Raw genomic sequence first — 25,302 nt, 5'->3', positions numbered from 1 at the left:
CACCTAGCTATTTCTGTATCGCTTAATACAGAAAGATGGATCCATGACCGATCTGACCGGCAAGCGCGCTCTCGTCACCGGCGCATCCCGCGGCATCGGGGCCGCCATCGCTTTGGCCCTGGCGGAACAAGGCGCCGATGTCGCCATCACTTATGAGCGCTCGGCCGATAAAGCCGCCGAAGTCGTGCGAGCCATCGAAGGCAAGGGCCGGCGGGGCTTCGCGATCCAGGCCGACAGCGCCGATGCGGCCGCGGTAAAGCGCTCGGTGGACGAGGCGGCACAGCGCCTCGGCGGGCTCGATATTCTCGTCAATAATGCCGGCATCGCGCGCGGCGGGCCGGTGGCCGAGCAGAGCCTGGTCGATATCGACGCGCTTCTGGCGGTCAACATCCGTTCCGTCGTGCTCGCCTCGCAGGCGGCGATCGCGCATCTGCCGGAAGGTGGACGGATCGTCTCCATCGGCTCCTGCCTCGCCGAGCGCGTCCCCTTCGGCGGCGTCACCGTTTATTCCATGACCAAGTCGGCGTTGCTCGCATTTACCCGCGGCCTTGCGCGGGAGCTCGGGTCGCGAGGCATCACGGTCAACCTGGTGCATCCGGGCTCGACCGACACCGATATGAACCCGGCCGATGGCCCGCAATCCGACGTGCAGCGGGCAAATTCGGCGCTTGGCCATTATGGCAAGCCGGAGGATGTCGCGGCGGCGGTCGCGTTCCTGGCAAGCCCGGCCGCGAAGCAGATCACGGGCACCGGCATCACGGTCGATGGCGGCGCAAACGCCTGAGCGGCGCGGGGCCGGCTCGTGGGCCTCGCGCACTGCGTGTGCCGAGGCTTGCGAACCGTCTGCAGGGGGCTCAGAATGTCGGCATGGTTGCCAAGGCGCTCGCCGAACTGATCGAGGATTGCATCGCGCCCGCGCTCGCCGCGCAGGGCTTCGCGGGGCGCGCCATCGTGACGCTCTGGCCTGAGATCGTGGGCGAAAGGCTGGCGACGCGCTCGCGCCCGCTCAAGATCGACTGGCCGAAACGACGCCCGGCCCCGGGCGAGACAGCCGATCCCGCCACGCTGGTGGTGAGGGTCGAGAGCGCTTTCGCCCTCGAGATGCAGCAGGTCGGACCTCTGGTGGTTGAGCGGGTCAACACGCATCTCGGCTGGCGGGCCGTCGGCAAGCTCGTGCTGAAGCAAGGGCCGGTGGCGGTTGCCGTGACCAAGCGGCCGCAGCCGAAGCTGGACGAGGCGACGGCGGCCGCGGTCGATCGGCAGGTGGCGGGTGTCGAGGACGAAGGCCTGCGAGAGGCGCTGGCCCGGCTCGGCAAGGCCGTGGCGCAAAAGGCTCTGGCTGAAACTGACACGGCTTCGTGAGCCGGGGCTTGCCGGCGCAGATGCGCTCTTGCCACAATCTCCTTGCCTCTATAGCTCCCGAGTTCGACCTTTGCCCCTTCTTAAGGACGCTTCACGATGACCAACAGGCGACAGCTCCTGACCGGTGCAGCCGGGATCGCCGCCGCCGCGCTGATCGGCACCGAATTCGAGCTTGGTGCCGCCCAGGCACAGACCAAGCTGCCGGATGCGGGCCCGCTCGGCGATGCCTGGCTCGGCTCCACTGAGGCCAAGGTCACCGTCATCGAGTATGCCTCGATGACCTGCTCGCACTGCGCCGCCTTCCATGAGACGACCTGGCCGGAATTCAAGAAGAAATACATCGATACCGGCAAGGTGCGCTTCACGCTGCGGGAATTCCCGCTCGATCCGCTGGCGACGGCGGGCTTCATGCTGGCGCGCTGCAACGGCAACGACAAATACTACCCAATGACGGATTTGCTGTTCTCGCAGCAGAAGAACTGGGCTTTCGTCGACAAGCCGGTCGATGCGCTCTCGGCGCTTGTGAAACAGGCCGGCTACACCCAGGAATCCTTCGAGGCCTGCTTGAAAAGGCAGGACATCTATGACGGCATCACCGCTGTGAAGGATGGCGGAGCCAAGGCTGGCGTGGACTCGACGCCGACCTTCTTCGTCAACGGCCAGAAGGTCCCCGGTGCCATCTCGATCGCCGAGTTCGACAAGATCCTGGAGCCGCTGCTCGCGAAGTGAACGGCGCGCGTCTGCGCGCGCTCGGTTCGTCCCGCGCCTTTCAGCCTTCGTCAGCCGCGTTGTCGCCTTGCGATTCCTCGGGATGAGGGCTGATTTGTTTCGTGCCCACCATGCAGCTGACCTGACCCTATGCAGCTGACGCGGCTCAAGCTCACCGGCTTCAAGACATTCGTCGAGCCGACGGAGTTTGCGATCGAGCCCGGTTTGACCGGGATCGTCGGCCCCAATGGCTGCGGCAAGTCCAATCTCGTCGAAGCCCTGCGCTGGGTGATGGGCGAAAGCTCGTTCAAGAACATGCGCGGCTCGGGGATGGACGACGTCATCTTCGGCGGCTCCAGCGAGCGGCCGGGCCGCAATATGGCGGAGGTCGCGCTGACGCTGGACAACAGCGACCGCAAGGCCCCGGCCGCCTTCAACGAGACCGACGTGCTGGAGATCACCCGCCGGATCGAGCGGGACGAGGGATCGACCTACCGCGTCAACGGCAAGGAGGTTCGCGCACGCGATGTCCAGCTCCTGTTTGCGGATGCAGCCACAGGCGCCCGCTCGCCGGCACTGGTCCGGCAGGGGCAGATCAGCGAAATCATCTCGGCCAAGCCACAGTCTCGCCGTCGCATCCTGGAAGATGCTGCCGGCATCGCGGGCCTGCACAGCCGCCGCCACGAGGCCGAGCTCAGACTGCGCGGTGCCGAAGACAATCTGATGCGGCTGGAAGACGTCCTCGGCGAGATCGACGGGCAGATCGAATCCCTTCAACGGCAGGCGCGACAGGCCGGACGCTATCGCAGCCTCGCCGCCGATATCCGGCGCAGCGAGGCCGTGCTCGCGCTGATAGCCCTGCATGAGGCGCGGACGCAGGAGGCGGCAGACAAGCATGCGCTGGACGAGGCCGTGCGTGCCGTCGCGGATGCGACCGGGATCCAGGCGGGCGCGGCGAAGCAGCAGGCCGTCGCCGCCCATGCGATGCCGGCCCTGCGCGAAGCGGAAGCCGCAGCCGCTGCGGGGCTGGTGCGCCTCAAGCGCGGCCTGGACGAACTGGAAGCCGAGAATCGGCGCGCCAAGCAGCGCGCGGAAGAGCTGGCCAAGCGGCTCGCCGAGCTGGAAGCCGACCTTGCGCGGCAGGAGAGCGCCGGCCGCGATGCGCAGGAGAGCCTCGACCGGCTGAGGGGCGAGGACGCTGCGTTGCGCGATGAAGGCGATCGCGCCGGCGACATGGCGGCAGCCGGCGCCGCCTTGCGTGATACGGAAGAGGCGCTTGCCGCCGCAGAAGCAGCCCATGCCACGGCACAGGCAGCGCTTGCTGAGCTCAGCGCTCGCCGGGGCGCCCTGGACCGCGCGCTGCGGGAGGCGCGCGATCGCGAGGAGCGCGCGGCGGCCGAGCGCGACAGGTTGAAGTGCGATCGCGCCTCTTTGGTTGGAGCCGGTGCCGGGACGGAGCTCGACGGGCTGCGCCTCGCGCTGTCCGAAGCCGAGGCCGCGCTCGCCGACGCGGACCGCCAGGCGATGGCGGGCCGCGTTGCGCTCTCACAGGCTCGCGAACAGGAAAACCGCCTCCGCACGCCGCTGGCGGAGGCGCAACGTAAAGCTCAAAGCCTCGAAACCGAGGTGGCAACCTTAAAAAAGCTGCTCGCGCCCGCGAGCAGCGGCCGCTGGCCTGCGATCCTCGATTCGATCCGGGTTGCGCATGGTTTCGAGATCGCGCTGGGTGCGGCGCTCGGAGACGATCTCGACGCATCGGACGATGTGAAGGCGCCAGCGCATTGGCGGGAGACGGCCACCCCGGCCGACCCTACTTTGCCCGATGGCGCACAGGCACTCGCGCTGCATGTCGAAGCGCCCGCCGCCCTGCGTCGGCGCCTCGCCCAGATCGGGATCGTCGAACGGGAAGCCGGCGCGCAGCTTCGGGCGGGGCTGCGACCCGGCCAGATGCTGGTGACGCGCGAGGGCGACATCTGGCGCTGGGACGGCTTCACCAGCGCCGCTGACGCTCCCTCCCCGGCCGCGCGCCGGCTTGCCGAACGAAACCGCCTCGACGTGCTGGCAGGGGAGGCCGAGGTCGCTCGCGCCGCAGCCGAGACCGCGCGTCTCGCGCTGGAGGGCGCAACCACCGCCACACGCGTGGCGACGGGAATGGAGGCCGCCGCGATCGAGACGGCCCGGCAAAGTCGCCGCCAGGTCGACCAAGCGCGAGACGCCCTCGCGCAGGCCGAGCGCAAGCAGGCCGAGACGGTGGCGCGACTTTCCGGTTTGTCGGACGCGATCCTGCGGGCGGAGCGCGCTGCCACGGAGGCCGCCGGACAAAAACGCGAGCATGAGGTGGCGCTGGGCGGCCTGCCGGCTTCGGACGTGCTCGAACGAACGCAGCTCGAAGCCAGGGCCGCGCTCGCCGAACGCCGCGTCGCGGCATCTCATGCCAGCGCGCGTCAGCAAACGCTTGCGCGCGAGATGGAGCTCAGGGCCAGGCGCCGCGAGGCGATCGCCGCGGATATCGCCGCCTGGACGAAGCGAGCCGATGCCGCCCGGCTGTCAGCTCAGGAGGGGCAGCAGCGCATCGTGAGCATCGCCGCCGAACGGCAGGTCCTGCTCGAGGCGCCGGACACGTTCCTGAGCGAAAAGCGCCGGCTGACCGTCGAGATCGAGCAGGCGGAGATGGCCCGGCGCGCAGCCGCCGACGGGCTGGCAGGCGGCGAAGTCGCGTTGGCCGAGAGCGATCGGCAGGCGCGCATCGCGCTCGAAGCGCTCGCCGGCGCCCGCGAACGGCGCGCAGCGGCTGAGGTGAGATGTGACGCGTCCCGGCAGCGCATTACCGACGTGATCCGCCAGATCGAGGATGGGCTGGAGACGGACCTCGACGCGCTTCATGCCATCGCCGGCGTCAGACCTGGCGACGCCTTGCCCGAGGCGGAAGCCTTGGAACGTCGCCTCGCCAATCTCAAGGCCGAGCGCGAGCGCCTTGGTGCGGTAAACCTGCGGGCAGAGGAGGAGCTAGGCGATATCCGGGGCAAGCGTGAAGGCCTGTCGACCGAGCGGGACGATCTGACGGAGGCGATCCGGCGGCTGCGCCAGGCCATTGGCGCACTCAACCGCGAAGGCCGCGAGAGGTTGAGCGCGGCCTTCGAAATCGTCAACGGGCACTTCCAGCGGCTGTTCGGCGTGCTTTTCGGCGGCGGCGAGGCGCAGTTGCAGCTGGTCGATTCGGAAGACCCGCTGGAGGCTGGGCTGGAGATTTTCGCCCGGCCACCGGGCAAGAAGCCACAGGTGATGACGCTGCTCTCCGGAGGCGAGCAGGCGCTGACGGCGACAGCGCTGATCTTCGCGGTATTCCTCACTAATCCGTCGCCGATCTGCGTGCTCGACGAGGTCGATGCGCCGCTCGATGACGCCAATGTCGAGCGCTACTGCGACCTGCTAGCCGATATGGCGCGCGACACCAGCACACGCTTCATCCTGATCACGCACAACCCGATCACAATGGCGCGGATGCAGCGGCTGTTCGGGGTCACCATGGCCGAACGCGGCGTGAGCCAGATGGTCTCCGTCGATCTGACGACCGCTGCGCTGATCCGCGAGGCGGGCTGACGGCGCCTGCCAGGACCATGGCGGCACCTTGCACCGCCGAGCCGTGAATGGCCTTCAGGCCGCTGAAAAAATGCCACAATCCCCGCCGCATTCCGGCAAGATTGTCGCAGTTTGCCCGAATTTATAGATATTCCAATGCGTTAGGCGTTCCTTCCCTGCCTTGACAGCGCAGGAGGCTGCCAATAAAGGAGGCCTTGCTGACGACGGCTCGATGCGCGGGTTGGGCGAGGTTGCACTGGTTTTTCGCCGTATCGTGGCGTTTCCACGATGAGAACGGAGTTAAACCATGACCGAGCCCGAACCCAACGCCTCAGACTCGGAGTTGCGCGCAAGACTGGGTTCCCTGAAGTCCGCCCTCAAGCGGACGGAGGCGGACGGAAAGCCGGGCGCCAGCTCGGCTGGAGAGGACAAGGCGCTTGCGGGCGCGATGTCCTCGGGCTTTCGCGCCGCGACGGATCTTGCAGGTGGTGTCATCTCGGGTGCCCTGATCGGGTACTTCGGCGACCGATGGCTTGGAACCTCTCCGTTCCTGCTGATCGCCTTTCTGGTGATCGGTACCATCGCCGGCTTCCGGTCCGTCTATCGGCTCGGCTCGCGTCCGACCTCCGGGTCAGGCAGCGGCTCGAAGGACAACTAGCGAAGGGCGGCCGCCTCCGGCCGCACGGCAAGGGACGAAACAATGGCGGCTGGCGGCGGAATCGATCCGATCCACCAATTCCAAATCCACCCGATCGTGGAATTGAAGCCGTTCGGCCTCAATCTGTCCTTCACCAACACCTCGCTGTGGATGGTGATCGTGCTCGCCATCGTTTCGGCGGTGATGATCTATGGTTCGAGCCAGCGTTCGGTCGTCCCCGGCCGGCTGCAGTCGCTCGCCGAGATGATGTATGAGTTCGTCGCCTCGACCATCACCGGCGTGATGGGTCGCGAAGGCATGAAGTTCTTTCCCTTCGTGTTCTCGCTCTTCATGTTCGTGCTGGCGAGCAACATGCTCGGCATGATCCCGGGCTCCTTCACCGTCACCAGCCAGATCATCGTCACCGCCGCCTTCGCCGTCCTCGTGATGGGCGTCGTGCTGGTCTATGGCATCGTCAAGCATGGCACGCATTTCTTCGGCCTGTTCGTGCCGTCGGGCGTTCCCGGCTGGCTCCTGCCCTTCATGGTGCTGATCGAGGCCGTTTCCTTCCTGTCGCGCCCGGTTTCGCTGTCGCTTCGTCTGTTCGGCAACATGCTCGCCGGCCATATCGCGCTCAAGGTCTTCGGCGGCTTCGTCGTCGTGCTGCTGGGTTCGGGCGCTGTGCTGAACTATGCGATCGCGCCGCTGCCGCTGCTGCTGGCGGTCGCGCTGACCGCGCTCGAGTTCCTTGTCGCCTTCCTGCAGGCCTATGTCTTCGCGATCCTGACCTGCGTCTATCTCAACGACGCGCTGCACCCCGGCCACTAAAGGTCGCAGCGCTCGCGAGAGTTCATCCCACCCGTCAAAACGTTCCACACTGGAGAAAAACCATGGATCCCGTTGCAGCCAAGTTCATCGGTGCCGGCCTTGCTTCGCTCGGCATGGGCCTCGCCGCCATCGGCGTCGGCACCATCTTCGGCAACTTCCTCTCCGGCGCGCTGCGCAACCCCTCGGCCGCCGACGGCCAGTTCCCGCGCGCCTTCATCGGTGCGGCGCTCGCCGAAGGCCTGGGCATCTTCGCCTTCGTCGTGGCGCTCGTCCTGCTCTTCGTGGTCTGACGCCTCCGCGCGACTGCCGCTTTACAAGTCGCGCGCGCCGACCTTCGATGGCGGCGGGCGCGACTTGATCCCTATTTTGCGCTGAAAGGCTCCTCATGCCGGTTCGTTCTTCAGGGTTCGTGCGACAAGGATGGGCACTGGCCCTCGCCTGCCTCGCCACTCTGGTGGCTGGAGCGGCTCAGGCTGCTGCTCCGCATGGCGAAAGCGGCGAAGGTTCGTCCTTTCCGCCCTTCGACCCCACCCATTTCGCCAGCAATCTGTTCTGGCTGGCCATCACCTTCACGGCCCTCTACTGGCTGATGTCGACCGTCGCGCTGCCGCGCGTCGGCTCGATCCTGGAAGAGCGCGCCGGCACGATCAGCCGTGATCTCGACAATGCCAACGCCATGCAGGCCAAGGCAGAGGAGATGGCGCAGGCTTACGAGAAAGCCCTGACCGAGGCTCGCAAGAATGCCCAGGGCATCGCCCAGGCAGCCCGCGAGACTGGTGCCAAGGCGAGCGACGCCCAGCGCCACGCCACGGAGGCGGAGCTTGCCGCTAAGCTCGCCGAGGCGGAAGCCACCATCGCCACGACCAAGACCAGCGCGATGAGCAATGTGCGTGACCTCGGCGGCGACATCGCCGTCGCCATCGTCACCAAGCTGACCGGCCAGGCGCCGACGGCGGCCGAAGCAACGGCTGCGGTCGACCAGGCCCTGACTCGCGGCTGAGGAGAGTTTCGATGGATACCTTCTGGGTCGGTGTAGCCCTCGTCATCTTCCTCGCCATTCTTGGCTATTTCGGCGTGCCGAAGACGATCGTGAAGGCGCTCGACGCGCGCGGCGAGCGTGTCGCGCAGGAGCTGGCGGAAGCCCGTCGCCTGCGTCAGGAAGCCGAGAAGCTGCTGGCGGAGTACGATTCCAAGCGCAAGGCTGCCGAGGCCGAAGCTGCCGAGATCATCGCGTCGGCCAACGACGAAGCCAAGCGCCTCGCGGCCGAGGCTGAAGCCAAGCTCGCCGATTTCGTCGCGCGCCGGACCAAATCGGCGCAGGAGAAGATCGCGCAGGCTGAAAGCCAGGCTGAGGCGGAGGTTCGCGCCGCAGCGGCCGAGGCAGCGACCAAGGCAGCTGCGACCATCCTGCGTGGCCAGATGGCCGGCAATGCCGGCGAGGCTGCCTTCTCCTCCGGCCTGAGCGAGGTCCGCGCCAAGCTCAACTGAGCCGGCCGGTACCCCTGACCAAGCGAGACACGCCGCTCCCGACCGGGGCGGCGTTTTGCTTTGGCGGCGCGATCGAACTCTGCCCGGGTGGCGCGCGACGCGTGTCGTCGAGGTTCGAAGGGCCACAACGATCCGACACTTTCGGCGCCGTGCAGGCCGCTTGAAAGCCTGCTGGTAGCAGCATTCACAACCGGCGCGCTCGCCCTCAGCCTTTAGATCCCCTCCGGCTCAGGCTCAGAACCGACGGGCTGCTGTCGAGGCTGGCAGAAGCCGGGCGTTTCCCGTTCGTGCTCGGCCGGCATGGCTATGCCGGACTTTATCCGCGTTCTGGCCAGACCGGCGCATTGGGAGGCCGACTAGGACACCCACCCCTGTCAGGAGCTTGCCCGCCGCAGCGGAGCACGCTTCCTCGGCTTACACAGGCACCTATCCGCGAATTCGGCCATCGCAATCCTCGGCCCCGCGAGCGCGAGGCGGCCTGATCGCAACGACCGGCCGGCAGGGTAACGATCGGCGGCGAATCTTGGCCGCGTGCTCGGGCGATCAAAGCGGTGACAGCGATCCCGAAAGCGCCCAGGAGGCTCAGTTGCGGATGGTCGACGCCGGAGCCGGCGCGTCGCCTGCGGTATTGACCGGGCGGACCGGAGGAATGGCAGCCGCCTTGGGCTTCGGCTTGCGGGCCTGCACGGTCGAGGTGGCGATGCCTTGCGGCGTGTCGAGGCCATAGATGTCGTCGCGGAACTGGACCTGTCCGTCAGCGCCTTGCCAGGCCGTGAGATAGACCCAGGCGACCGGCACCGACTTCTTCAGCGCGATGTTCTTGCGCTCCCCTTTGGCGATTTCGGCGTCGATTGCGGCCGTGGTCCATTCCGTGCCGTCGAGCAGCCAGGCGGCCAGCTCCCGCACCCCCTCGATTCGGGCGCAGCCGGACGAGTTGAAGCGGACATCGTTCTTGAACAGCGTCTTTTTCGGCGTGTCGTGCATGTAGACCGCCTCGCCATTGGGCATGTCGATCTTGAGCTGGCCGAGCGAATTGGTCGGGCCAGGCTCCTGGCGCACGTAGAAATAGGGGTTGGTCAGGCTCGCCCATTTGACGCTCGCCGGATCGATCTCCTTGTTCTCCGCACCGAGCAATTTCATGTTCGATTTCGCGATGAAGGTCGGGTCCTTGCGCATATGCGGGATGATGTCGGCCTTCACGATCGACATCGGCACCGTCCAATAGGGGTTGAGGTTGACCGAGGTGATGTTGGCCTGGATCACCGGCGAGGGCCGATCCGCCCGGCCGACGATCGCCAGATGGCGTTCTTTCACCTGCCCGTCCTCGACAGCCTCGACGCTGGCGCCGGGGATGTTCACCACGACATAGCGATGGGCAAAATTGAAGCCGTTGCCCTTGAGCCGCTCCAGCGTCGCCGTGAGCTGGTTCAAGCGCGCCTCGACCGGCGTATTCATCGCCTTCAACGTCAGGCGGCCGACAGTGCCGAGGTCCGACAGGCCGTGGCGGCGCTGGAAGCGCTTCACCGCCTCGACCACCGTGGCATCGTAGAGATCTCCGGGGAGCGCTTCCGCCGGCAGGTCGCCACTGGCAAGGAGCCGCTGCTTCAGTGCCAGGACATCAGGCCCCGTCGCATCCGGCTTCAGTGCGGTTGCACCCCCCGGTACCCGGGGCCAGCCGCCGCGCGAGGCGACATCCTCATGCGCGATCAGGGCCTCGAGCGTGCGATCATAGGTGTTGGGACCGTAGCTCGGCTCGTTGGCACGGGCAGGCTGCACCGAGAGAGCGGCAATCGTCGCCGTCGCGAGGATGGCGTTACGCAGGAACATCGAAGAACCCCCGAGCCGCGCAAGGCGGCACGGGGGCCATCATTCCCGGACATGGTCAAGGAATGTTTAAGGAGCGCGGGTTGCCCTTCACCATACTGACGTGAGGCGTCAGGGATAGCACATGCAAAGTCATTCGGTCCGGTCGTCATGCTCGGGCTTGACCCGAGCATCTTATGCCGGAGGAGGCTCCGTTACGGATGGAGGCTCCCCTACCTCCTCGTCCGGAGATTCTCGGGTCAAGCCCGAGAATGACGCCCCGCCCCAACCCAGCGCGTTACTCCGCCGCCGCTTGCACTGGCTGGGGTGGCGTCCATTTCAGCACGGGCTGACGCGCGGCGCGGGTCTCATCGAGCCGGCGCAGGGGGGCGTGATGCGGAGCGGCGGTAAAGCGCTCCTTGTCGTTGCCCTTCGCGGCCATGGCGAGATCGCGCAAGGTGGCGATGAAGAGGTCCAGCGCAGCCTTCGATTCCGATTCGGTAGGCTCGATCAGCATCGCGCCATGCACGACGAGCGGGAAATAAACCGTCATCGGGTGATAGCCCTCGTCGATCATCGCCTTGGCGAAGTCGAGCGTGGAGACCCCCGAGCCCTTCAGCCACTCGTCATCGAACAGCACCTCGTGCATCGAGGGATGATCCGGGAAGGGCAATGTCATCAGGTCTGACAAGCCCGCCCGGATGTAGTTGGCGTTCAGCACCGCGTCTTCGGAGGCCTGCTTCATGCCGTCGGCGCCGTGGCTCAGCATATAGGCCAGCGCGCGGACATACATGCCCATCTGGCCGTGGAACGCGGTCATCCGGCCGAAAGGCTGGTTGCCCGCCGGGGCATCCTCGCGCGACTCGATCAGATCCGGCCTGCCGTTCTCGACATGGATAAACGGCACGGGCGCGAAGGGCGCCAGACGCTCGGAAAGCACGACCGGGCCAGCACCGGGACCACCTCCGCCATGCGGCGTCGAGAAGGTCTTGTGCAGGTTGATGTGCATGGCATCGACGCCGAGATCGCCCGGACGGGCCTTGCCAACGATCGCGTTGAAGTTGGCGCCGTCGCAATAGAAATAGGCGCCCGCCTCATGCAGCGCGGCGGCGATCTCGACGATCTGCGGCTCAAAGATGCCGCAGGTGTTCGGGTTGGTCAGCATGATCGCGGCGATGTCGGGCCCAAGCAGAGCCTTGACGTCCTCGACTGCGACCGTGCCATCCGCGCGGGCCGGCACCGACTTCACCGAGAAGCCGATCAACGCCGCGGTCGCCGGATTGGTGCCATGCGCCGATTCGGGCACGAGCACGACAGTGCGGGTGGCGCCCTCGCCCTTGGCGGCGATCGCGGCCTTGATCGCCATCATGCCGCAGGCCTCGCCATGGGCGCCGGCCTTGGGGCTCAGCGCGACGGCCGGCATGCCGGTCAGCGTCATCAGGTAACGCGAAAGTTCCAGCATTAGCTCGAGTGCGCCCGGCACGGTCGATGTCGGCTGAAGCGGATGCACATCGGAAAAGCCGGGAAGCCGCGCGACCTTCTCGTTCAGTCGCGCATTGTGCTTCATCGTGCAGGAGCCGAGCGGGAACAGGCCCGTGTCGATGCCGTAGTTCTTCTGGCTGAGGCGCACATAGTGGCGCATCGTCTCGGGTTCGGAGAGGCCGGCCAGGCCGATCTCGCCTTGGCGCATGTGCTGGCCCAGCCGCGACTTGAACGGCGCAGGTGCCTCGATATCCACACCGGTGGATTCGTGATGGCCGATCTCGAAGATCAGCGGCTCGATCTGCTGAAGCGCGCGGTTGCCGGTGAAGGTGGGGTGCTCGGCCTGAGCGACCTCGCCTCCCTGAGTGGGGCGTCCCTGACGGTTCAGCATCACAGCACCTCCGCGAGCGCCGCCGCGAAGGCCGCCCGGTCATCATCGGTATTCACCTCGGTCGAGGCGACGAGCAGCAGGTCGTCGAGACCGGCCTTCGGCAGCAGCCGCGAGACCGGCACACCGGCGAGGATGCCCTTGGCGGCCAGAGCCTCGACGATGTCGGCCGCAGGCCTGGGCAGCTTCACGGTAAATTCATTGAAGAAGGTCTCGTTTAGCACCGAGACGCCCTTCACGCCTGCCAACAGATCGGCGAGCTTGACGGCGTTGGCATGGTTGACCTCGGCGAGGCGCGTCAGCCCCGCCTGCCCCAGCAGCGTCATGTGGATGGTGAAGGCCAGCACGCAGAGGCCGGAATTGGTGCAGATGTTCGAGGTCGCCTTGTCCCTGCGGATATGCTGCTCGCGGGTCGAGAGCGTCAGCACGAAGCCGCGCTGCCCGGTCGAATCGACCGTCTCGCCGCAGAGCCGGCCGGGCATCTGGCGGATATATTTCGATTTTGCCGCGAAGAGCCCGACATAGGGGCCGCCAAAATTCAGGGCGTTGCCGATCGACTGGCCTTCGCCGACGACGATGTCGGCATCCTGCGCGCCCGGAGGCACGACAGCGCCAAGCGAGACGATTTCGGTGAAGACGGCGATCAGCAGAGCGCCATGGGCGTGGGCCTTCTCGGCGATTGGCCTCAAATCGCGCAGATTGCCGAAGACATCGGGCGATTGCACAACGACGCAGGAGGTCTGGTCGTCGATCCGCGCGAGAATATCCTCGCTGGCCGAGACGTCGGCTTCGAGCGCGACGACCTCGTCGCTTGCCATCTCGGAGAGCGTCTTCACGACCTCGGTATAGTGCGGGTGCAGGCCGCCCGAGAGCACCGCCTTGCGGCGCCTGGTGACGCGATGCGCCATCAGCACGGCCTCGCCCGTGCCGGTCGAGCCGTCATACATCGAGGCGTTGGCGACCTCCATGCCGGTCAACGCGGCGACCTGGGTCTGGAACTCGAAGAGATATTGCAGCGTGCCCTGCGCGATCTCGGGCTGGTAGGGCGTGTAGCTCGTCAGGAATTCCGAGCGCTGGATCAGGTGGTCCACCGTCGCCGGGACATGGTGCTTGTAGGCACCCGCGCCAACGAAAAAGGGCACGGATGAGGCCGCGGTGTTCCTGCCCGCCATCTTGCCCAGAATGCGCTCCACCTCGAGTTCGCCCTTGGCGCGGGGCAGATCGACCGGCGTCTTCAGCAGCTTGTCTGCCGGCACGTCGCTGAACAGCGCATCGATATCGGGAACGCCGATGCGCGCGAGCATATCCTCGCGGTCGGTCTTGGTGAGCGGGAGATAGCGCATCAATGTTCCTCAAAATGGCGTCACGCCCGGGCCCGACCCGAGCATCTCTTGAACCCGTGCCTGCTCGTCACGAAACCCCCCGGCTCGCCGCTAAGCGCCGCCCGGGAACGACGGGTGTCCGGCGTCAGAGCGACTTCACGTAGTCCTGGTACTCGGCCTCGCTCATCAGGCTTTCGAGCTCGCCCGCATCCTTGATCTTGAGCTTCAGGAACCAGCCCTTGCCGGCCGGGTCCTCGTTCACGGTGCCGGGCGCGGCCTCGAGTTCGCTGTTCACTTCGACGACCTCGCCGGAGATCGGCGCATAGACCTCGGAGGCGGCCTTGACGCTCTCGACCACGGCGGCCTCGCCACCTTTGCCCAGTGCCTTGCCGATTTCAGGCAGCTCGACGAAGACGACGTCCCCGAGCTGGCTCTGGGCATAGTCGGAGATCCCGACGGTGCCGGTGTCACCCTCGATGCGGATGTATTCGTGATCCTTGGTGTAGCGGGTCTCAGCCATGGGTTCCTCCTGGCGAAATAGCAATAACGGGCGAAAAAACCAGAAAGCTCGATCAGCGCTTGTAGCCGTTGGGGACGAACGGCATCGGCGCGACCACAGCCGGCAGCGGCTTGCCGCGCACGATGAGCGTGAGCTGCGTGCCGGGCGCGGAGTGGGCTTTGGTGACGTAGCCCATGGCGCAAGGGCCGTTCAGCGTGGGGCCGAAGCCACCCGACGTCACGATGCCGATGATCTCGCCCTCCATCGTGGCGATCTCGCTGCCCTCGCGGGCCGGCGCCCGGCCTTCAGGCAGCAGTCCGACGCGGATACGCGGCACGCCGTCCGAGAGTTCGCGCTGGATGCGGGCGGCGCCGGGGAAACCGCCCTCCTCGCGTCGGCGCTTCTGGATCGACCAGTTGAGCGCCGCCTCGATCGGCGATGTCGTCGTGTCGATGTCGTGGCCGTAGAGGCACAGACCCGCTTCGAGGCGCAGCGAATCGCGCGCGCCCAGGCCGATCGGCTTGACCGGGCCGTCGAGCAGCAGCGTGTCCCAGATTTCGCCGATCTTCGACGCAGCAGCCGAAATCTCGTAGCCATCCTCGCCGGTATAGCCGGAGCGGCTGACATTGGCCTTGATACCGGCCACCTTCATGGTGCGAGAGGTCATGAAGCCCATTTCGGCGGCCTCGGGCGCAATCTTGGCAAGCGCTGCTTCCGCACCCGGTCCCTGTAGCGCGACCAGGCCGCGATGCTCGGCGCGGATCAGTCGCACATTGGCCGGCAGACGCGCCTGGATATGGGCATAGTCGGCATCCTTGCAGGCGGCGTTGACGACGAGATAAAGCGCGCCATCCTCCTCGGGATCGAGCGGGCGCGTCACCATCAGATCGTCGAGGATGCCGCCGTCCTCGTTGAGCAGTTGCGAATAGCGCTGCTTGCCCGGAGCGAGGTTGACGATGTCGGCCGGGATCAGCACCTCCAGCGCCTTCGCTGTGGTCTCGTGGTCGGGACCGACGAGAAAGGCCTGGCCCATATGCGAGACATCGAACAGCCCCGCCTTCTCGCGGGTCCATTTGTGCTCGGTCAGGATACCCATGGGGTACTGGACCGGCATGTCATAGCCGGCGAAAGGCACCATCCGGGCGCCGAGCGCCACGTGACGAGAATGGAGCGGGGTTTTTAGAGGCGCAGCCAGAGCGACAGGCACGGCCGGAACTGCGGCATCGGCAGTCCGGGCGTCGGCAGTTTCGGCGTCAGCGGCTTCGGAAGCCATGGCGGCCCCTTCCAGAATCGAGCGCAAGCGCCGGACGGATGTCCGGAGCGCGCCCCCTCTGTCTTGGAACCTGAGAGATTTCCCCGCCACGCCATAAGCGCGGACAGGTTACGCCCGTCGGTGGGCGGAATCGCTTCCGCCGCTTTCCAGAGCGCCAAATCCCCAAGCGGTCCTTTTTGCCTGAGCGTTTCCGGGGCGGTTGCGCCTTCGGCGCCGGGCCTGACGGATCAGACCCGGTCTCTCCCGCGGGGATATACGGCTGCAGGCAGAGATACAGGACGCGCCGACTCAGTCAATCCAGGCAACGCCCTCTTTCCGCGCAGAAGCCGACGTTATCGACGGCGGCTGCGCGCTGCCGGGGCAGAGCCGCCTTGACCAAGCCCGACGATGACCTCGACTTCGCCACTGCCCGGCGGCACGACCATGCCATCCTCGATATGCGTGAAATCCGCGCCGGTCTGGCCACCGGGGATCGTCGCGCCGACACGGGCGGTGCGCCGCGCCACGAGCTTGCCGTCCAGCGTCACCGTGATCGTCAGCGTCCCGCCATAGCTGCCGGGGCTGCCGGTCGGCCCGAGCAAGGCGCGGCCCTGCACGCCGACCTTGAGCCGGAAGCCGCCGTTGCCCGTAGGCGTGCATTCCCGCGCGACGTCGTTGATCGAAACCTGGTAGCGCAGGCCGCTGCTGTCCTGGCCCGACTGGGCGCGGATCGCCGCGCCTCCGTCGGCGACGATCACCTCCGGGCAGACGATCGGCTGGACCTCGTCTTCCTTCTTCAACTGATCCGGCGCCGGCGGCGTCGCCGACTGGAACATGATGACGTTGAGCGCCGTGCTGTCCTTCGGCAGGATCGACCCGCCGCAATTGGCAAGGCCAAGGCCCAGCAGCGGCAAAGCGAGCCAGCAGCCCGCATTCAAAGCCCGATCGATCACGGCAACGCCTCCACGCCAGGTCCGAAGCCGTTGAGGGAAACGGGCACGCCCACCCCCTCCTCCGGCGTTTGGAACACGATGAATGTAGCGGTCTTGCCGCCTTTGAGCTGCCCAAGCAGCGTATCGTCCATCACCACCTCGGCGACGCAGCCCGTCGTCAGGCAACGAACGAAACCGGCACGGCCGATATCCTTGTCGTCGATCTTGAGGCCGAGCCCGGAGGGCAGCAGCACGCCGAGCGGCGCGACCACGCGCAGCAGGCGGCTCTTCTGATCCGCCGTCTTCAGCACGATCACCAGCAGCGTCAGATTGGGCCGGTCCTCGGCAGCGACGTTCTGGACGAGCGCGCATTGCTCGGCCTTGGCGCCGGGCGGCGTCTCGCACCGCATCTGCCAGTCGCCATGTGTCGAACGCACCGCGCCCTGCGCAAAAGCGGAGCTGGCGGAGAGGCTCGTGGCCGAGAGCGCCAGCACCAGAGCGCCGACCATCCCGAGGATCCTCGTCATCCCAAGCACCTTCTTCCAAAACCGCCGCAACGGTCGAAACAGAACCTTCGGGAGAATCGGGCGAAACCCGACAGCGCCGCGACAAGCCCGGACAATCGTCAGAAATGCGTTCGGACCATGCAGGCTCCGCCCTGTCAAGGCGCCATGGCCCCTCCGGAGAGAGCACTCACGGCCGTTGCGCGCCTTTATGCCGCAGGACCCCGCGCAAGCCTAGCATTGCCCTCTGGCGTAACCGGCTTCTTTGATTTATCGCAATCCCGAAGAACGAGGCGGCCGCGCAGTCGCCGCGTTACGCGTGGACCAGGCTTCGGCTTCCACGCAGGCCGATCGAGGAGCTATGTCGGACCGATGCGATTTCTGAGCAGGACCCAATTTCCGAGCAGGAGACTTGCGATGCCGGCCGCATCCGCCCTGGCCGTCGCCGCGCTTGCGAGCGTTCCAGCCTTAGCCGGAACCGGCATGCCCTCTCCCTGGCAGATGAACCTGCAGGGCGCTGCCACGCCCGTGTCGGAATATATTCACTGGTTCCACGATTGGCTGAACATCATCATCACGGTGATCACGGTCTTCGTGGCGGGCCTGCTGATCTATGTGGTCTTCCGCTTCAACGAGAAGGCCAACCCGGTTCCCTCCAAGACCACGCATAACGCGCTGCTCGAGGTGGCCTGGACGATCATCCCGGTCCTGATCCTGGTCGTGATCGCCATCCCCTCCTTCCGCCTGCTCAAGCTGCAGCTCGAGGTGCCCAAGCCGGACATGACCCTGAAGGTCACCGGCAAGCAGTGGTACTGGTCCTATGAATACGCGCAGGAGGGCGGCAGCCCGTTCGGCTTCGATTCGCTGATGCTCGACGAAAAGGCCCGCGCCGAGGCCATCGCGTCGAAGAAGATCGCGGCCGATGAGGCGCCGCGCCTGCTCGCCGTCGATAACGAGGCCGTCGTGCCGGTCGGAAAGATCGTCCGCGTCCAGGTCACGGGCGCCGACGTCATCCACCAGTTCACGATTCCCTCCTTCGGCATCAAGCTTCTCGCCATTCCCGGCCGCCTAAACGAGACCTGGTTCCAGGCCGACCGCGAGGGCATCTATTACGGCCAGTGCTCCTTCATCTGCGGGCAGAACCACGCCTTCATGCCGCTCGCCATCCGCGTCGTCAGCCAGGAGCGCTATGCCGCCTGGCTCACCGAAGCGAAGCAGAAATTCGCGAATGCCGAAGATGCGGGCCGCAAGCTCGCCGCGGCTGCGCAGTAAGATTCGAGGAGAGACCACGATGGCGACAGCGGCTCAGCACGCTCACGGCCACGACGCCGCGCACGACCACCCGACCGGGTGGCGTCGCTGGCTCCTGTCCACCAATCACAAGGACATCGGCACGCTCTACCTGCTGTTCGCGATCATGGCAGGGCTGGTCGGCGGCTTCCTGTCAATCATGATGCGCATCGAGCTGATGTATCCGGGGATGCAGATCTTCGCGAGCGGCCAGACCTACAACGTCTTCGTCACCGGCCACGGGCTGATCATGATCTTCTTCATGGTGATGCCGGCGGTGATCGGCGGCTTCGGCAACTGGTTCGTACCGCTGATGATCGGCGCGCCGGACATGGCGTTCCCGCGCATGAACAACATCTCGTTCTGGCTGACGGTCGCCGGCTTCGTCCTGCTCTGCATCTCGCTGTTCGTTCCGGGCGCGCCCGGCGTCAACGGCGTCGGCACCGGCTGGACGCTCTATCCGCCGTTCTCGTCCTCGGGCCATCCCGGTCCTTCGGTCGATTTCGGCATCCTGTCGCTGCATCTTGCCGGCGCGGCCTCGATCCTGGGCGCGATCAACTTCATCACCACCATCCTGAACATGCGCGCGCCCGGCATGACCATGCACAAGATGCCGCTGTTCGCCTGGGGCGTGCTCGTCACCGCCTTCCTGCTGCTGCTGGCGCTGCCGGTGCTGGCCGGCGCGATCACCATGCTGCTGACCGACCGTAATTTCGGCACGACCTTCTACGATCCGGCCGGCGGCGGCGATCCGATCCTGTACCAGCACCTGTTCTGGTTCTTCGGTCACCCCGAAGTGTACATCATGATCCTGCCGGCCTTCGGCATCGTCAGCCACATCATCTCGACCTTCTCGAGGAAGCCGATCTTCGGCTATCTCGGCATGGCCTACGCGATGGTCGCGATCGGCGTCGTCGGCTTCATCGTGTGGGCGCACCACATGTATACCGCCGGCCTCTCCCTCAACACGCAGCGCTATTTCGTGTTCGCGACGATGGTCATCGCGGTGCCGACTGGCATCAAGATCTTCTCCTGGATCGCGACGATGTGGGGCGGCTCGATCCGCTTCACTGCGCCAATGGTCTGGGCGATCGGCTTCATCTTCCTGTTCACCGTCGGCGGCGTCACCGGCGTGGTGCTCGCCAATGCGGGTGTCGACCGTTCGCTGCACGCGACCTATTACGTCGTGGCGCATTTCCACTACGTGCTGTCGCTCGGCGCCGTGTTCGGCATCTTCGCGGGCTTCTATTACTGGTTCCCGAAGATGACCGGCTACATCTTCCCGGACTGGATCGGCAAGCTGCACTTCTGGATCGCCTTCATCGGCGCGAATCTGCTGTTCTTCCCGCAGCATTTCCTCGGGCTTGCGGGCATGCCGCGTCACTATGTCGACTATCCCGACGCGTTCGCCGGCTGGCACTTCTGGTCCTCGATCGGCTCCTACATTTTCGCCGGCGGTTTGTTGGTCTGGTTCTACGGCATCGCCGTGGCCTTCAGCCGCAAGGAGCTTGCAGGCAACAATCCGTGGGGCGAAGGCGCGACGACACTGGAATGGACTCTGTCCTCGCCGCCGCCCTTCCACCAGTTCGAGACGCTGCCGCGCATCACCGGCTCGGACCACTGAAGACTTCGATTATCGCGCGTTGATTTGACGCGCGATAATCCTGCTGATTGCTGAAGCATCAGATTTATCCGAAAAGTGGCTTCCACTTTTCGGTCTGATGCCAAAGGCGACGGGCGACCAGCCCGTCGCAGCCCCTCTCCCGAGCGCCTCGTCGCAGGCGTTCCGGAGACGGGCGGCACCTTTTAAGACGCCGCACCGATGTCGCGCCCGCTCACGGGCGCCCCTGTCAGAGTACGAAGACGAACCGATCGATGTCCGCTGCGTTCGATACCCGCTCCGAAGGCACCGGCATCGCCTCGACCGGCGAAGCCCGCGATTTCTTCGCGCTGCTGAAGCCGCGGGTGATGTCGCTGGTGATCCTGACGGCATTGACCGGCATGGCAACGGCGCCGGGCTCCGTGCATCCCGTGCTGGCGGCCGCGGCGCTTCTGGCGATCGCGGTCGGAGCCGGCGCGTCCGGCTGCCTCAACATGTGGTATGATGCGGATATCGACGCGCTGATGAGCCGGACGGCCAAGCGTCCGATTCCGTCCGGTCGCGTCCTGCCATCCGAAGCGCTGGCCTTCGGGCTGACGCTCTCGGTCGGCGCGGTGCTGGTCCTCGGCCTCGTCGCCAACATGCTGGCGGCCGGCCTGCTGGCCTTCACGATCTTCTTTTATGCCGTCGTCTACTCGATGTGGCTGAAGCGCTCGACGCCGCAGAACATCGTCATCGGCGGCGCGGCCGGCGCCTTTCCGCCGATGATCGGCGAGGCCGTCGTCACCGGGCATCTCGGCTGGCACTCGCTGGTGCTGTTCGCGATCATCTTCCTGTGGACTCCGCCGCATTTCTGGGCGCTGGCGCTGGTCAAGTCGGGCGACTATGCGCGCGCCGGCATTCCGATGATGCCGAACGTTGCCGGCCCCGCCGCGACACGCCGGCAGATCGTGCTCTATTCGCTGATCATGGCGCCGGTCGGCGTCCTGCCCGCATTGATGGGCTTTGGCGGCCTGATCTACCTGGTCGCATCGGTGACCACAGGGCTTGCGATGGTCGTGCTGGCCTTCCGCGTCTGGCGGCGCAGCGAGGGAGAGGCCGCGGTCAAGGCGTGCTATTCGCTCTTCGGCTTCTCGATCTTTTATCTGTTCCTGCTTTTCGTCGTCCTGCTCGCCGAGAACAGCCTTGGCCTAATGTGGGCCCTGCCGAAGGTGATCGGATGAGCGAGAACGGACAGCCTCCTCGCACTCCGGCTCCCTTCTCGCCGGAAGACATGGCCCGGCGTCGCCGGCGTTCGGTCGCGCTTGCACTGGTCCTGGCCGGGCTTGTCGTGTTCTTTTTCGTGGTGACGCTGGTGAAGACCGGCCCCGCGATCATGAACCGGCCGCTGTGATGGAGACGGCTCCGCATCCGGTCCGCCCGAAAAACCTGGGCCGCACGGCGCTGATCTGCGTCGGCACGGCCTTCGGAATGCTCGGCCTCTCGTTTGCCGCCGTGCCGCTTTACGATCTGTTCTGCAAGGCGACGGGCTTCGGCGGCACGCCGAAGATCGGCACCGCAGCGACCGGCAAGGTGCTGGACCGGACGATCGCCGTGCGTTTCGACGCCAATGTCGCGCCGGGCCTGGGCTGGACGTTCACGCCGGAGAGCCCCGAGATCAAGGCGCAGGTCGGCATCACGCAAACCGTGTTCTACAAGATGACGAACCGCTCGGACCGCACGGTCACGGGCATCGCGACCTACAACATCACGCCCGAGCAGAGCGCCGCCTATTTTGTCAAGATCCAGTGCTTCTGCTTCACCGAGCAGACGCTGAAGCCCGGCGAGAGCTTCGAGGCGCCGGTGGTCTTCTATATCGACCCCGAGATCGCACAGAACCACGAGCTCGACGGGATCAAGGGTCTGACGCTTTCCTATACCTATTTCGCCTCCAAGGCAGGGCAGCCGGTCGTCGAAGGCCGGGCCGGCTCCGCCGAGGGTGACGCCACCAACCCAAAACTGTAAAACGCGCTCGTTACGAAGCGCGGACGAAACAGCCGCACGCGGAGACCGATTATGGCCGGGGCCCACACCAAGCACCACGACTACCACCTCGTCGATCCGAGCCCGTGGCCGCTGGTCGGCGCGAGCAGCGCGACCGTGATGGCGATCGGCGCCGTGATGTGGATGAAGGCGCTGCCGATCGGCGGCATGCATCTCGGCCCGCTGCTCTTCGGCGTCGGTGTACTCGGCGTGCTCTACACCATGCTGTCGTGGTGGATGGACGTAGTCCGCGAGGCGGAGAAGGAAGGTCACCACACCCGCGTGGTGCAGCTTCACCACCGCTACGGCATGATGATGTTTATCGCTTCGGAAGTGATGTTCTTCGTCGCGTGGTTCTGGGCCTATTTCGACGCGAGCCTGTTCTCAGGCGAGCATATCAACTTCCTGCGCTATGATTTCACCGGCGGGCACTGGCCGCCGAAGGGGATCGAGACCTTCGATCCCTGGCACCTGCCGCTGCTCAACACGCTGATCCTGCTGACCTCGGGCACGACCGTGACCTGGGCCCATTACGCGCTGATCAACAACGACCGCGCCGGGCTGAAGCAGGGCCTCTGGCTGACCGTGATCCTCGGCGCGCTGTTCTCGCTGTGCCAGGCCTATGAATACTCGCACGCCACCTTCGCGTTCAGCGGCAACATCTACGGCGCGACCTTCTTCATGGCGACCGGCTTCCACGGTTTCCATGTCATCATCGGGACGATCTTTCTGGCGATCTGCCTCTACCGGGCCTATCTCGGCCACTTCAAGCCCGACCAGCATCTCGGCTTCGAGTTCGCCGCGTGGTATTGGCACTTCGTCGACGTGGTCTGGCTGTTCCTGTTCGCCTCGATCTATGTCTGGGGCGCCGGCGCAGCGACCGCAGCCGGGCACTGAGCCGACACCGCGATTTTCAGCGGTCACCTGCGAAAAAGGGCGGCCGCGAGGCCGCCTTTGCTCTTTCGGAGGGTCTTTCATGCCCGAGATAAGCCCATCCCTGCCCTCGCCCTACAAGACCGGGCTGACCGGTCGCTGCCCACGCTGCGGCGAAGGCGCGCTTTTCGAGGGCTTCCTGCGGGTAAGACCGCGCTGCAGCGTCTGTGGGCTCGACTACAAATTCGCCGATTCGGCGGATGGGCCTGCGGTCTTCATCATGCTGATCGCCGGTTTCCTGGTGCTGGGTTGCGCTCTTTACGTCGAGATCGCCTATGAGCCGCCGATCTGGCTGCATCTGGCGATGTGGCTGCCCCTCGCCACCCTCGTTTGCCTGGGGCTGCTGCGGCCCATGAAGGGGCTGGCGGTCGCGCTGCAATATACCCACCAGGCCGAGGAGGGTCGGCTCAAGCGATGACCAGCGCAGCGGGCACGGTGAAGCGGACGAGCCTCGTCTTCCCAACGCTGCTGACAGTGGTGGGAACCGTCATTCTGTGCGGGCTGGGGATGTGGCAGATCGAGCGGATGGGCGAGAAGCACGCCTATATCGAGCGGCTGACGTTGCAGGCCGCCGGGGCGCCGGCAGCGATGCCGCCCAGCACCGACTGGGTCAAGCTCGACCCCGCGACGCTCGACCTCACGCATATCGCCGCGAAGGGCGCATATATCGGCGACAGCGTTGCCGGCGTTCGCACCACGATCGCAGCCGGCCCCCCCGGCTCGCGGCAGCTCTCCGGGTTCGGCCGCTGGATCTTCCAGGGGTTCAGGCTGGAGGATGGTGGCACCATCCTGGTCAATCGCGGCTTCGTGCCGGAGGCCCGCGCCAGCCAGATCGGTCCCCTGAGCGGCCCGGCGACGGTGAGCGGTTTCCTGCGCGCAGCGGAAAAGCGCAATGCCTTTACGCCGGATGATCTGCCGGGGCGCCGGGAATTCTTCACGCGCGACCCGGCCGGCATCGCCGCCGCGCTCGGCCTGCCGCCGGCTCCGTTCTATCTGGAGGAGCAACGCGAGGGCGACGGCATGACCCCGCCGGCCGGTGTCGATGTCGGCGAGCTGATCGACCGCATTCCCGATAATCACCTGTCCTACGCGCTGACCTGGTTTGGACTGGCAGCGACGCTGATCGGTGTCTTCTCGGTGTTTTCGCTCCAGGCCCGAAAGCGGGCGCCTGTCGACTGACGCTCACAGGTTTTGCCCAAAGCGGCGGACCGGCCTATAGCATCATCGTTCACCCACAAAGGCTTTCAGACGTGCTGCATGTCTCCACCCGGGGCGAAGCCCCGGCGCTCAGCTTTTCCGACGCCCTGCTGGCCGGGCTCGCCCGCGACGGCGGGCTTTATCTGCCGCAAAGCTTTCCGCGCCTGGACGCCACCGAGATCGCCGGTTTTTCCGGCCAGCCCTATGCGGCGGTGGCCGAGCGCATCGTCGGCGCACTGAGCGACGGCGATATCGAGCCCAAGGCGCTAGGCACGATGATCCGCGACGCCTATGCGACCTTCCGGCATCCGGCCGTCTGCCCGCTGACGCAGATCGGCGACAATCTCTTCGTGCTTGAGCTCTTCCACGGCCCGACGCTCGCCTTCAAGGACGTGGCGATGCAGTTGCTCGGGCGGCTGATGGACCATGTGCTGGGCCAGCGCGGGCAGCGCGCCACGATCGTCGGCGCGACCTCCGGCGATACCGGCGGGGCCGCCATCGACGCCTTCAAGGGGCTGAAGAGCGTCGACATCTTCATCCTGTATCCTGAGGGCCGCGTGTCCGATGTGCAGCGCCGGCAGATGACCACGGTCGATGCCGACAACGTCCACGCCATCGCGGTCGAGGGCACGTTCGACGATTGCCAGAATCTCGTGAAGGCGATGTTCAACCATCACGCCTTCCGCGACGAGATCGGCCTTTCAGGCGTCAATTCCATCAACTGGGCGCGCATCGCGGCGCAGGTGGTTTATTATTTCACGGCTGCCGTGTCCCTCGGCGCGCCGGCGCGGCCGGTTTCCTTCGCGGTGCCAACCGGGAATTTCGGTGACATCCTCGCCGGCTGGGTCGCCAAGCAGATGGGGCTGCCGATCGAGCGGCTGACCATCGCCACCAACAGCAACGATATCCTGACGCGCACTCTGGCGAGCGGCGTCTACGAGATGCGCGGTGTCCACGCCACGACCTCGCCTTCGATGGATATCCAGATCTCGTCGAATTTCGAGCGGCTCCTGTTCGAGGCCCATGGCCGCGACGGCGCAGCGGTGCGCGGGCTGATGCAGTCGATGCAGCAGTCGGGCCGGTTCGAGATCGGGCCCGAGCCCCTCGCGCGCATCCGCAGCGAGTTCGATGCGACGGCGCTGAGCGAGACGGAAATCGCAGCCGAGATCCGCGAAACCTGGACCGAGAGCGGCTATCTGCTCGATCCTCACAGCGCGATCGGCGTCGGCGCGGCCCGCAGGCAGCTGGCACGCAAGCCCGCGACCCCCGTCGTCGTGCTCGGCACGGCCCATCCAGCCAAGTTCCCGGCTGCCGTCGAGGCCGCCAGCGGCATCGTGCCGGTGCTCCCGGCGCACCTCGCCGACCTGATGGAACGGCAGGAGCGCATGATTCTGCTTCCCAATGATCTCGGCGCGGTCGAGGCCTTCGTGCGCACCCGCGCCCGTGCCGTCCGGGGAGCCGCGGCGTGAGCGTCGCG

25 protein-coding genes and 1 riboswitch are annotated in these 25,302 nt (G+C 66.1%); of the genes, 18 read left to right on the top strand and 7 right to left on the bottom strand.

Annotation, left to right across the window (positions count from 1 at the left end):
* Positions 1-43: 43 nt before the first annotated feature.
* The 9 genes from AC1DR6_RS08145 (at position 44) to AC1DR6_RS08105 (ending at position 8,602) form a co-directional block, all read left to right on the top strand.
* Positions 44-784, top strand: a complete 741-nt coding sequence (locus AC1DR6_RS08145) for an SDR family NAD(P)-dependent oxidoreductase (RefSeq protein WP_476828693.1) — start codon at positions 44-46, stop codon at positions 782-784.
* 83 nt (positions 785-867) lie between these two features.
* Complete coding sequence (locus AC1DR6_RS08140) at positions 868-1,362, top strand: DUF721 domain-containing protein (RefSeq protein WP_476828692.1); 495 nt, start codon at positions 868-870, stop codon at positions 1,360-1,362.
* A gap of 96 nt (positions 1,363-1,458) precedes the next feature.
* Positions 1,459-2,091, top strand: coding sequence for a DsbA family protein (locus tag AC1DR6_RS08135; RefSeq protein ID WP_476828691.1), 633 nt, complete (start codon positions 1,459-1,461; stop codon positions 2,089-2,091).
* Positions 2,092-2,220: 129 nt separating this feature from the next.
* On the top strand, positions 2,221-5,670 hold the full coding sequence (gene smc / locus AC1DR6_RS08130) for a chromosome segregation protein SMC (protein WP_476828690.1): 3,450 nt from the start codon (positions 2,221-2,223) through the stop codon (positions 5,668-5,670).
* Positions 5,671-5,956: 286 nt separating this feature from the next.
* Positions 5,957-6,307: an AtpZ/AtpI family protein gene (locus tag AC1DR6_RS08125; protein WP_476828689.1), complete on the top strand. Its 351-nt coding sequence runs from the start codon at positions 5,957-5,959 to the stop codon at positions 6,305-6,307.
* 42 nt (positions 6,308-6,349) lie between these two features.
* A complete protein-coding gene (locus tag AC1DR6_RS08120; protein WP_476828688.1) occupies positions 6,350-7,114 on the top strand; it encodes a F0F1 ATP synthase subunit A in 765 nt (254 codons plus the stop codon).
* Between the two features lie 62 nt (positions 7,115-7,176).
* Positions 7,177-7,404 carry a F0F1 ATP synthase subunit C gene (locus AC1DR6_RS08115; RefSeq protein ID WP_038360954.1) on the top strand — a complete coding sequence of 76 codons (228 nt, stop codon included), beginning with the start codon at positions 7,177-7,179 and terminating at the stop codon, positions 7,402-7,404.
* A 95-nt stretch (positions 7,405-7,499) separates the two neighbouring features.
* Positions 7,500-8,114, top strand: a complete 615-nt coding sequence (locus tag AC1DR6_RS08110) for a F0F1 ATP synthase subunit B family protein (protein WP_476828687.1) — start codon at positions 7,500-7,502, stop codon at positions 8,112-8,114.
* Positions 8,115-8,125: 11 nt separating this feature from the next.
* A complete protein-coding gene (locus AC1DR6_RS08105; RefSeq protein WP_476828686.1) occupies positions 8,126-8,602 on the top strand; it encodes a F0F1 ATP synthase subunit B family protein in 477 nt (158 codons plus the stop codon).
* A 582-nt stretch (positions 8,603-9,184) separates the two neighbouring features.
* Here the strand turns inward: AC1DR6_RS08105 and AC1DR6_RS08100 are convergent.
* From AC1DR6_RS08100 to AC1DR6_RS08070, 7 genes are all read right to left on the bottom strand, one after another.
* The gene (locus AC1DR6_RS08100) at positions 9,185-10,429 is read right to left on the bottom strand and encodes a L,D-transpeptidase family protein (RefSeq protein WP_476828685.1); all 1,245 of its coding nucleotides are present in this window, start codon (positions 10,427-10,429) and stop codon (positions 9,185-9,187) included.
* A 274-nt stretch (positions 10,430-10,703) separates the two neighbouring features.
* A complete protein-coding gene (gene gcvPB / locus AC1DR6_RS08095; protein WP_476828684.1) occupies positions 10,704-12,278 on the bottom strand; it encodes an aminomethyl-transferring glycine dehydrogenase subunit GcvPB in 1,575 nt (524 codons plus the stop codon).
* Positions 12,278-13,618: an aminomethyl-transferring glycine dehydrogenase subunit GcvPA gene (gene gcvPA / locus AC1DR6_RS08090; RefSeq protein WP_476828683.1), complete on the bottom strand. Its 1,341-nt coding sequence runs from the start codon at positions 13,616-13,618 to the stop codon at positions 12,278-12,280. The genes gcvPB and gcvPA overlap by 1 nt, the downstream gene beginning before the upstream one ends.
* Before the next feature lie 124 nt (positions 13,619-13,742).
* A complete protein-coding gene (gene gcvH, locus AC1DR6_RS08085; RefSeq protein WP_476828682.1) occupies positions 13,743-14,117 on the bottom strand; it encodes a glycine cleavage system protein GcvH in 375 nt (124 codons plus the stop codon).
* A gap of 52 nt (positions 14,118-14,169) precedes the next feature.
* Entirely contained in the window at positions 14,170-15,369 is a 1,200-nt protein-coding gene (gene gcvT / locus AC1DR6_RS08080; RefSeq protein WP_476828681.1) for a glycine cleavage system aminomethyltransferase GcvT, read from the bottom strand.
* A 157-nt stretch (positions 15,370-15,526) separates the two neighbouring features.
* A riboswitch (glycine riboswitch) is annotated at positions 15,527-15,625 on the bottom strand.
* A gap of 76 nt (positions 15,626-15,701) precedes the next feature.
* Positions 15,702-16,301 (bottom strand): hypothetical protein, encoded by a 600-nt coding sequence (locus AC1DR6_RS08075; protein ID WP_476828680.1) that lies wholly within the window; start codon positions 16,299-16,301, stop codon positions 15,702-15,704.
* Positions 16,298-16,789, bottom strand: a complete 492-nt coding sequence (locus tag AC1DR6_RS08070; RefSeq protein WP_476828993.1) for an invasion associated locus B family protein — start codon at positions 16,787-16,789, stop codon at positions 16,298-16,300. Before AC1DR6_RS08070 ends, AC1DR6_RS08075 begins: the two co-directional genes overlap by 4 nt.
* Before the next feature lie 411 nt (positions 16,790-17,200).
* Between AC1DR6_RS08070 and coxB the strand changes: the two genes are divergently transcribed.
* The 9 genes from coxB (at position 17,201) to thrC (ending at position 25,294) form a co-directional block, all read left to right on the top strand.
* Positions 17,201-18,055 (top strand): cytochrome c oxidase subunit II, encoded by an 855-nt coding sequence (gene coxB / locus AC1DR6_RS08065; protein ID WP_476828679.1) that lies wholly within the window; start codon positions 17,201-17,203, stop codon positions 18,053-18,055.
* A 19-nt stretch (positions 18,056-18,074) separates the two neighbouring features.
* Complete coding sequence (ctaD, locus tag AC1DR6_RS08060) at positions 18,075-19,697, top strand: cytochrome c oxidase subunit I (protein ID WP_476828678.1); 1,623 nt, start codon at positions 18,075-18,077, stop codon at positions 19,695-19,697.
* Between the two features lie 251 nt (positions 19,698-19,948).
* The gene (locus AC1DR6_RS08055) at positions 19,949-20,896 is read left to right on the top strand and encodes a heme o synthase (RefSeq protein ID WP_476828677.1); all 948 of its coding nucleotides are present in this window, start codon (positions 19,949-19,951) and stop codon (positions 20,894-20,896) included.
* On the top strand, positions 20,893-21,066 hold the full coding sequence (locus AC1DR6_RS08050; protein WP_476828676.1) for a hypothetical protein: 174 nt from the start codon (positions 20,893-20,895) through the stop codon (positions 21,064-21,066). The genes AC1DR6_RS08055 and AC1DR6_RS08050 overlap by 4 nt, the downstream gene beginning before the upstream one ends.
* Positions 21,066-21,677 (top strand): cytochrome c oxidase assembly protein, encoded by a 612-nt coding sequence (locus tag AC1DR6_RS08045; protein WP_476828675.1) that lies wholly within the window; start codon positions 21,066-21,068, stop codon positions 21,675-21,677. The genes AC1DR6_RS08050 and AC1DR6_RS08045 overlap by 1 nt, the downstream gene beginning before the upstream one ends.
* 51 nt (positions 21,678-21,728) lie before the next feature.
* On the top strand, positions 21,729-22,592 hold the full coding sequence (locus tag AC1DR6_RS08040) for a cytochrome c oxidase subunit 3 (RefSeq protein WP_476828674.1): 864 nt from the start codon (positions 21,729-21,731) through the stop codon (positions 22,590-22,592).
* Positions 22,593-22,671: 79 nt separating this feature from the next.
* A complete protein-coding gene (locus AC1DR6_RS08035; protein WP_476828673.1) occupies positions 22,672-23,046 on the top strand; it encodes a DUF983 domain-containing protein in 375 nt (124 codons plus the stop codon).
* Positions 23,043-23,807, top strand: coding sequence for an SURF1 family protein (locus AC1DR6_RS08030; protein WP_476828672.1), 765 nt, complete (start codon positions 23,043-23,045; stop codon positions 23,805-23,807). The genes AC1DR6_RS08035 and AC1DR6_RS08030 overlap by 4 nt, the downstream gene beginning before the upstream one ends.
* 71 nt (positions 23,808-23,878) lie before the next feature.
* Positions 23,879-25,294, top strand: a complete 1,416-nt coding sequence (gene thrC / locus AC1DR6_RS08025) for a threonine synthase (protein ID WP_476828671.1) — start codon at positions 23,879-23,881, stop codon at positions 25,292-25,294.
* Positions 25,295-25,302: the final 8 nt, after the last annotated feature.

Source organism: Allobosea sp. P5_A5 (assembly GCF_056400625.1).
Note: the sequence above shows the minus strand (reverse complement) of the source record. Positions and strands in the feature narration are given on the sequence as shown.

Bases quoted from the DNA above. Each gene is read 5' to 3' on its own strand.
- AC1DR6_RS08145 (WP_476828693.1), top strand. From the start codon at position 44: ATGACCGATCTGACCGGCAAGCGCGCTCTCGTCACCGGCGCATCCCGC.
- AC1DR6_RS08140 (WP_476828692.1), top strand. From the start codon at position 868: ATGGTTGCCAAGGCGCTCGCCGAACTGATCGAGGATTGCATCGCGCCC.
- AC1DR6_RS08135 (WP_476828691.1), top strand. From the start codon at position 1,459: ATGACCAACAGGCGACAGCTCCTGACCGGTGCAGCCGGGATCGCCGCC.
- smc (WP_476828690.1), top strand. From the start codon at position 2,221: ATGCAGCTGACGCGGCTCAAGCTCACCGGCTTCAAGACATTCGTCGAG.
- AC1DR6_RS08125 (WP_476828689.1), top strand. From the start codon at position 5,957: ATGACCGAGCCCGAACCCAACGCCTCAGACTCGGAGTTGCGCGCAAGA.
- AC1DR6_RS08120 (WP_476828688.1), top strand. From the start codon at position 6,350: ATGGCGGCTGGCGGCGGAATCGATCCGATCCACCAATTCCAAATCCAC.
- AC1DR6_RS08115 (WP_038360954.1), top strand. From the start codon at position 7,177: ATGGATCCCGTTGCAGCCAAGTTCATCGGTGCCGGCCTTGCTTCGCTC.
- AC1DR6_RS08110 (WP_476828687.1), top strand. From the start codon at position 7,500: ATGCCGGTTCGTTCTTCAGGGTTCGTGCGACAAGGATGGGCACTGGCC.
- AC1DR6_RS08105 (WP_476828686.1), top strand. From the start codon at position 8,126: ATGGATACCTTCTGGGTCGGTGTAGCCCTCGTCATCTTCCTCGCCATT.
- AC1DR6_RS08100 (WP_476828685.1), bottom strand. From the start codon at position 10,429: ATGTTCCTGCGTAACGCCATCCTCGCGACGGCGACGATTGCCGCTCTC.
- gcvPB (WP_476828684.1), bottom strand. From the start codon at position 12,278: ATGCTGAACCGTCAGGGACGCCCCACTCAGGGAGGCGAGGTCGCTCAG.
- gcvPA (WP_476828683.1), bottom strand. From the start codon at position 13,618: ATGCGCTATCTCCCGCTCACCAAGACCGACCGCGAGGATATGCTCGCG.
- gcvH (WP_476828682.1), bottom strand. From the start codon at position 14,117: ATGGCTGAGACCCGCTACACCAAGGATCACGAATACATCCGCATCGAG.
- gcvT (WP_476828681.1), bottom strand. From the start codon at position 15,369: ATGGCTTCCGAAGCCGCTGACGCCGAAACTGCCGACGCCCGGACTGCC.
- AC1DR6_RS08070 (WP_476828993.1), bottom strand. From the start codon at position 16,789: ATGGTCGGCGCTCTGGTGCTGGCGCTCTCGGCCACGAGCCTCTCCGCC.
- coxB (WP_476828679.1), top strand. From the start codon at position 17,201: ATGCCGGCCGCATCCGCCCTGGCCGTCGCCGCGCTTGCGAGCGTTCCA.
- ctaD (WP_476828678.1), top strand. From the start codon at position 18,075: ATGGCGACAGCGGCTCAGCACGCTCACGGCCACGACGCCGCGCACGAC.
- AC1DR6_RS08055 (WP_476828677.1), top strand. From the start codon at position 19,949: ATGTCCGCTGCGTTCGATACCCGCTCCGAAGGCACCGGCATCGCCTCG.
- AC1DR6_RS08050 (WP_476828676.1), top strand. From the start codon at position 20,893: ATGAGCGAGAACGGACAGCCTCCTCGCACTCCGGCTCCCTTCTCGCCG.
- AC1DR6_RS08045 (WP_476828675.1), top strand. From the start codon at position 21,066: ATGGAGACGGCTCCGCATCCGGTCCGCCCGAAAAACCTGGGCCGCACG.
- AC1DR6_RS08040 (WP_476828674.1), top strand. From the start codon at position 21,729: ATGGCCGGGGCCCACACCAAGCACCACGACTACCACCTCGTCGATCCG.
- AC1DR6_RS08035 (WP_476828673.1), top strand. From the start codon at position 22,672: ATGCCCGAGATAAGCCCATCCCTGCCCTCGCCCTACAAGACCGGGCTG.
- AC1DR6_RS08030 (WP_476828672.1), top strand. From the start codon at position 23,043: ATGACCAGCGCAGCGGGCACGGTGAAGCGGACGAGCCTCGTCTTCCCA.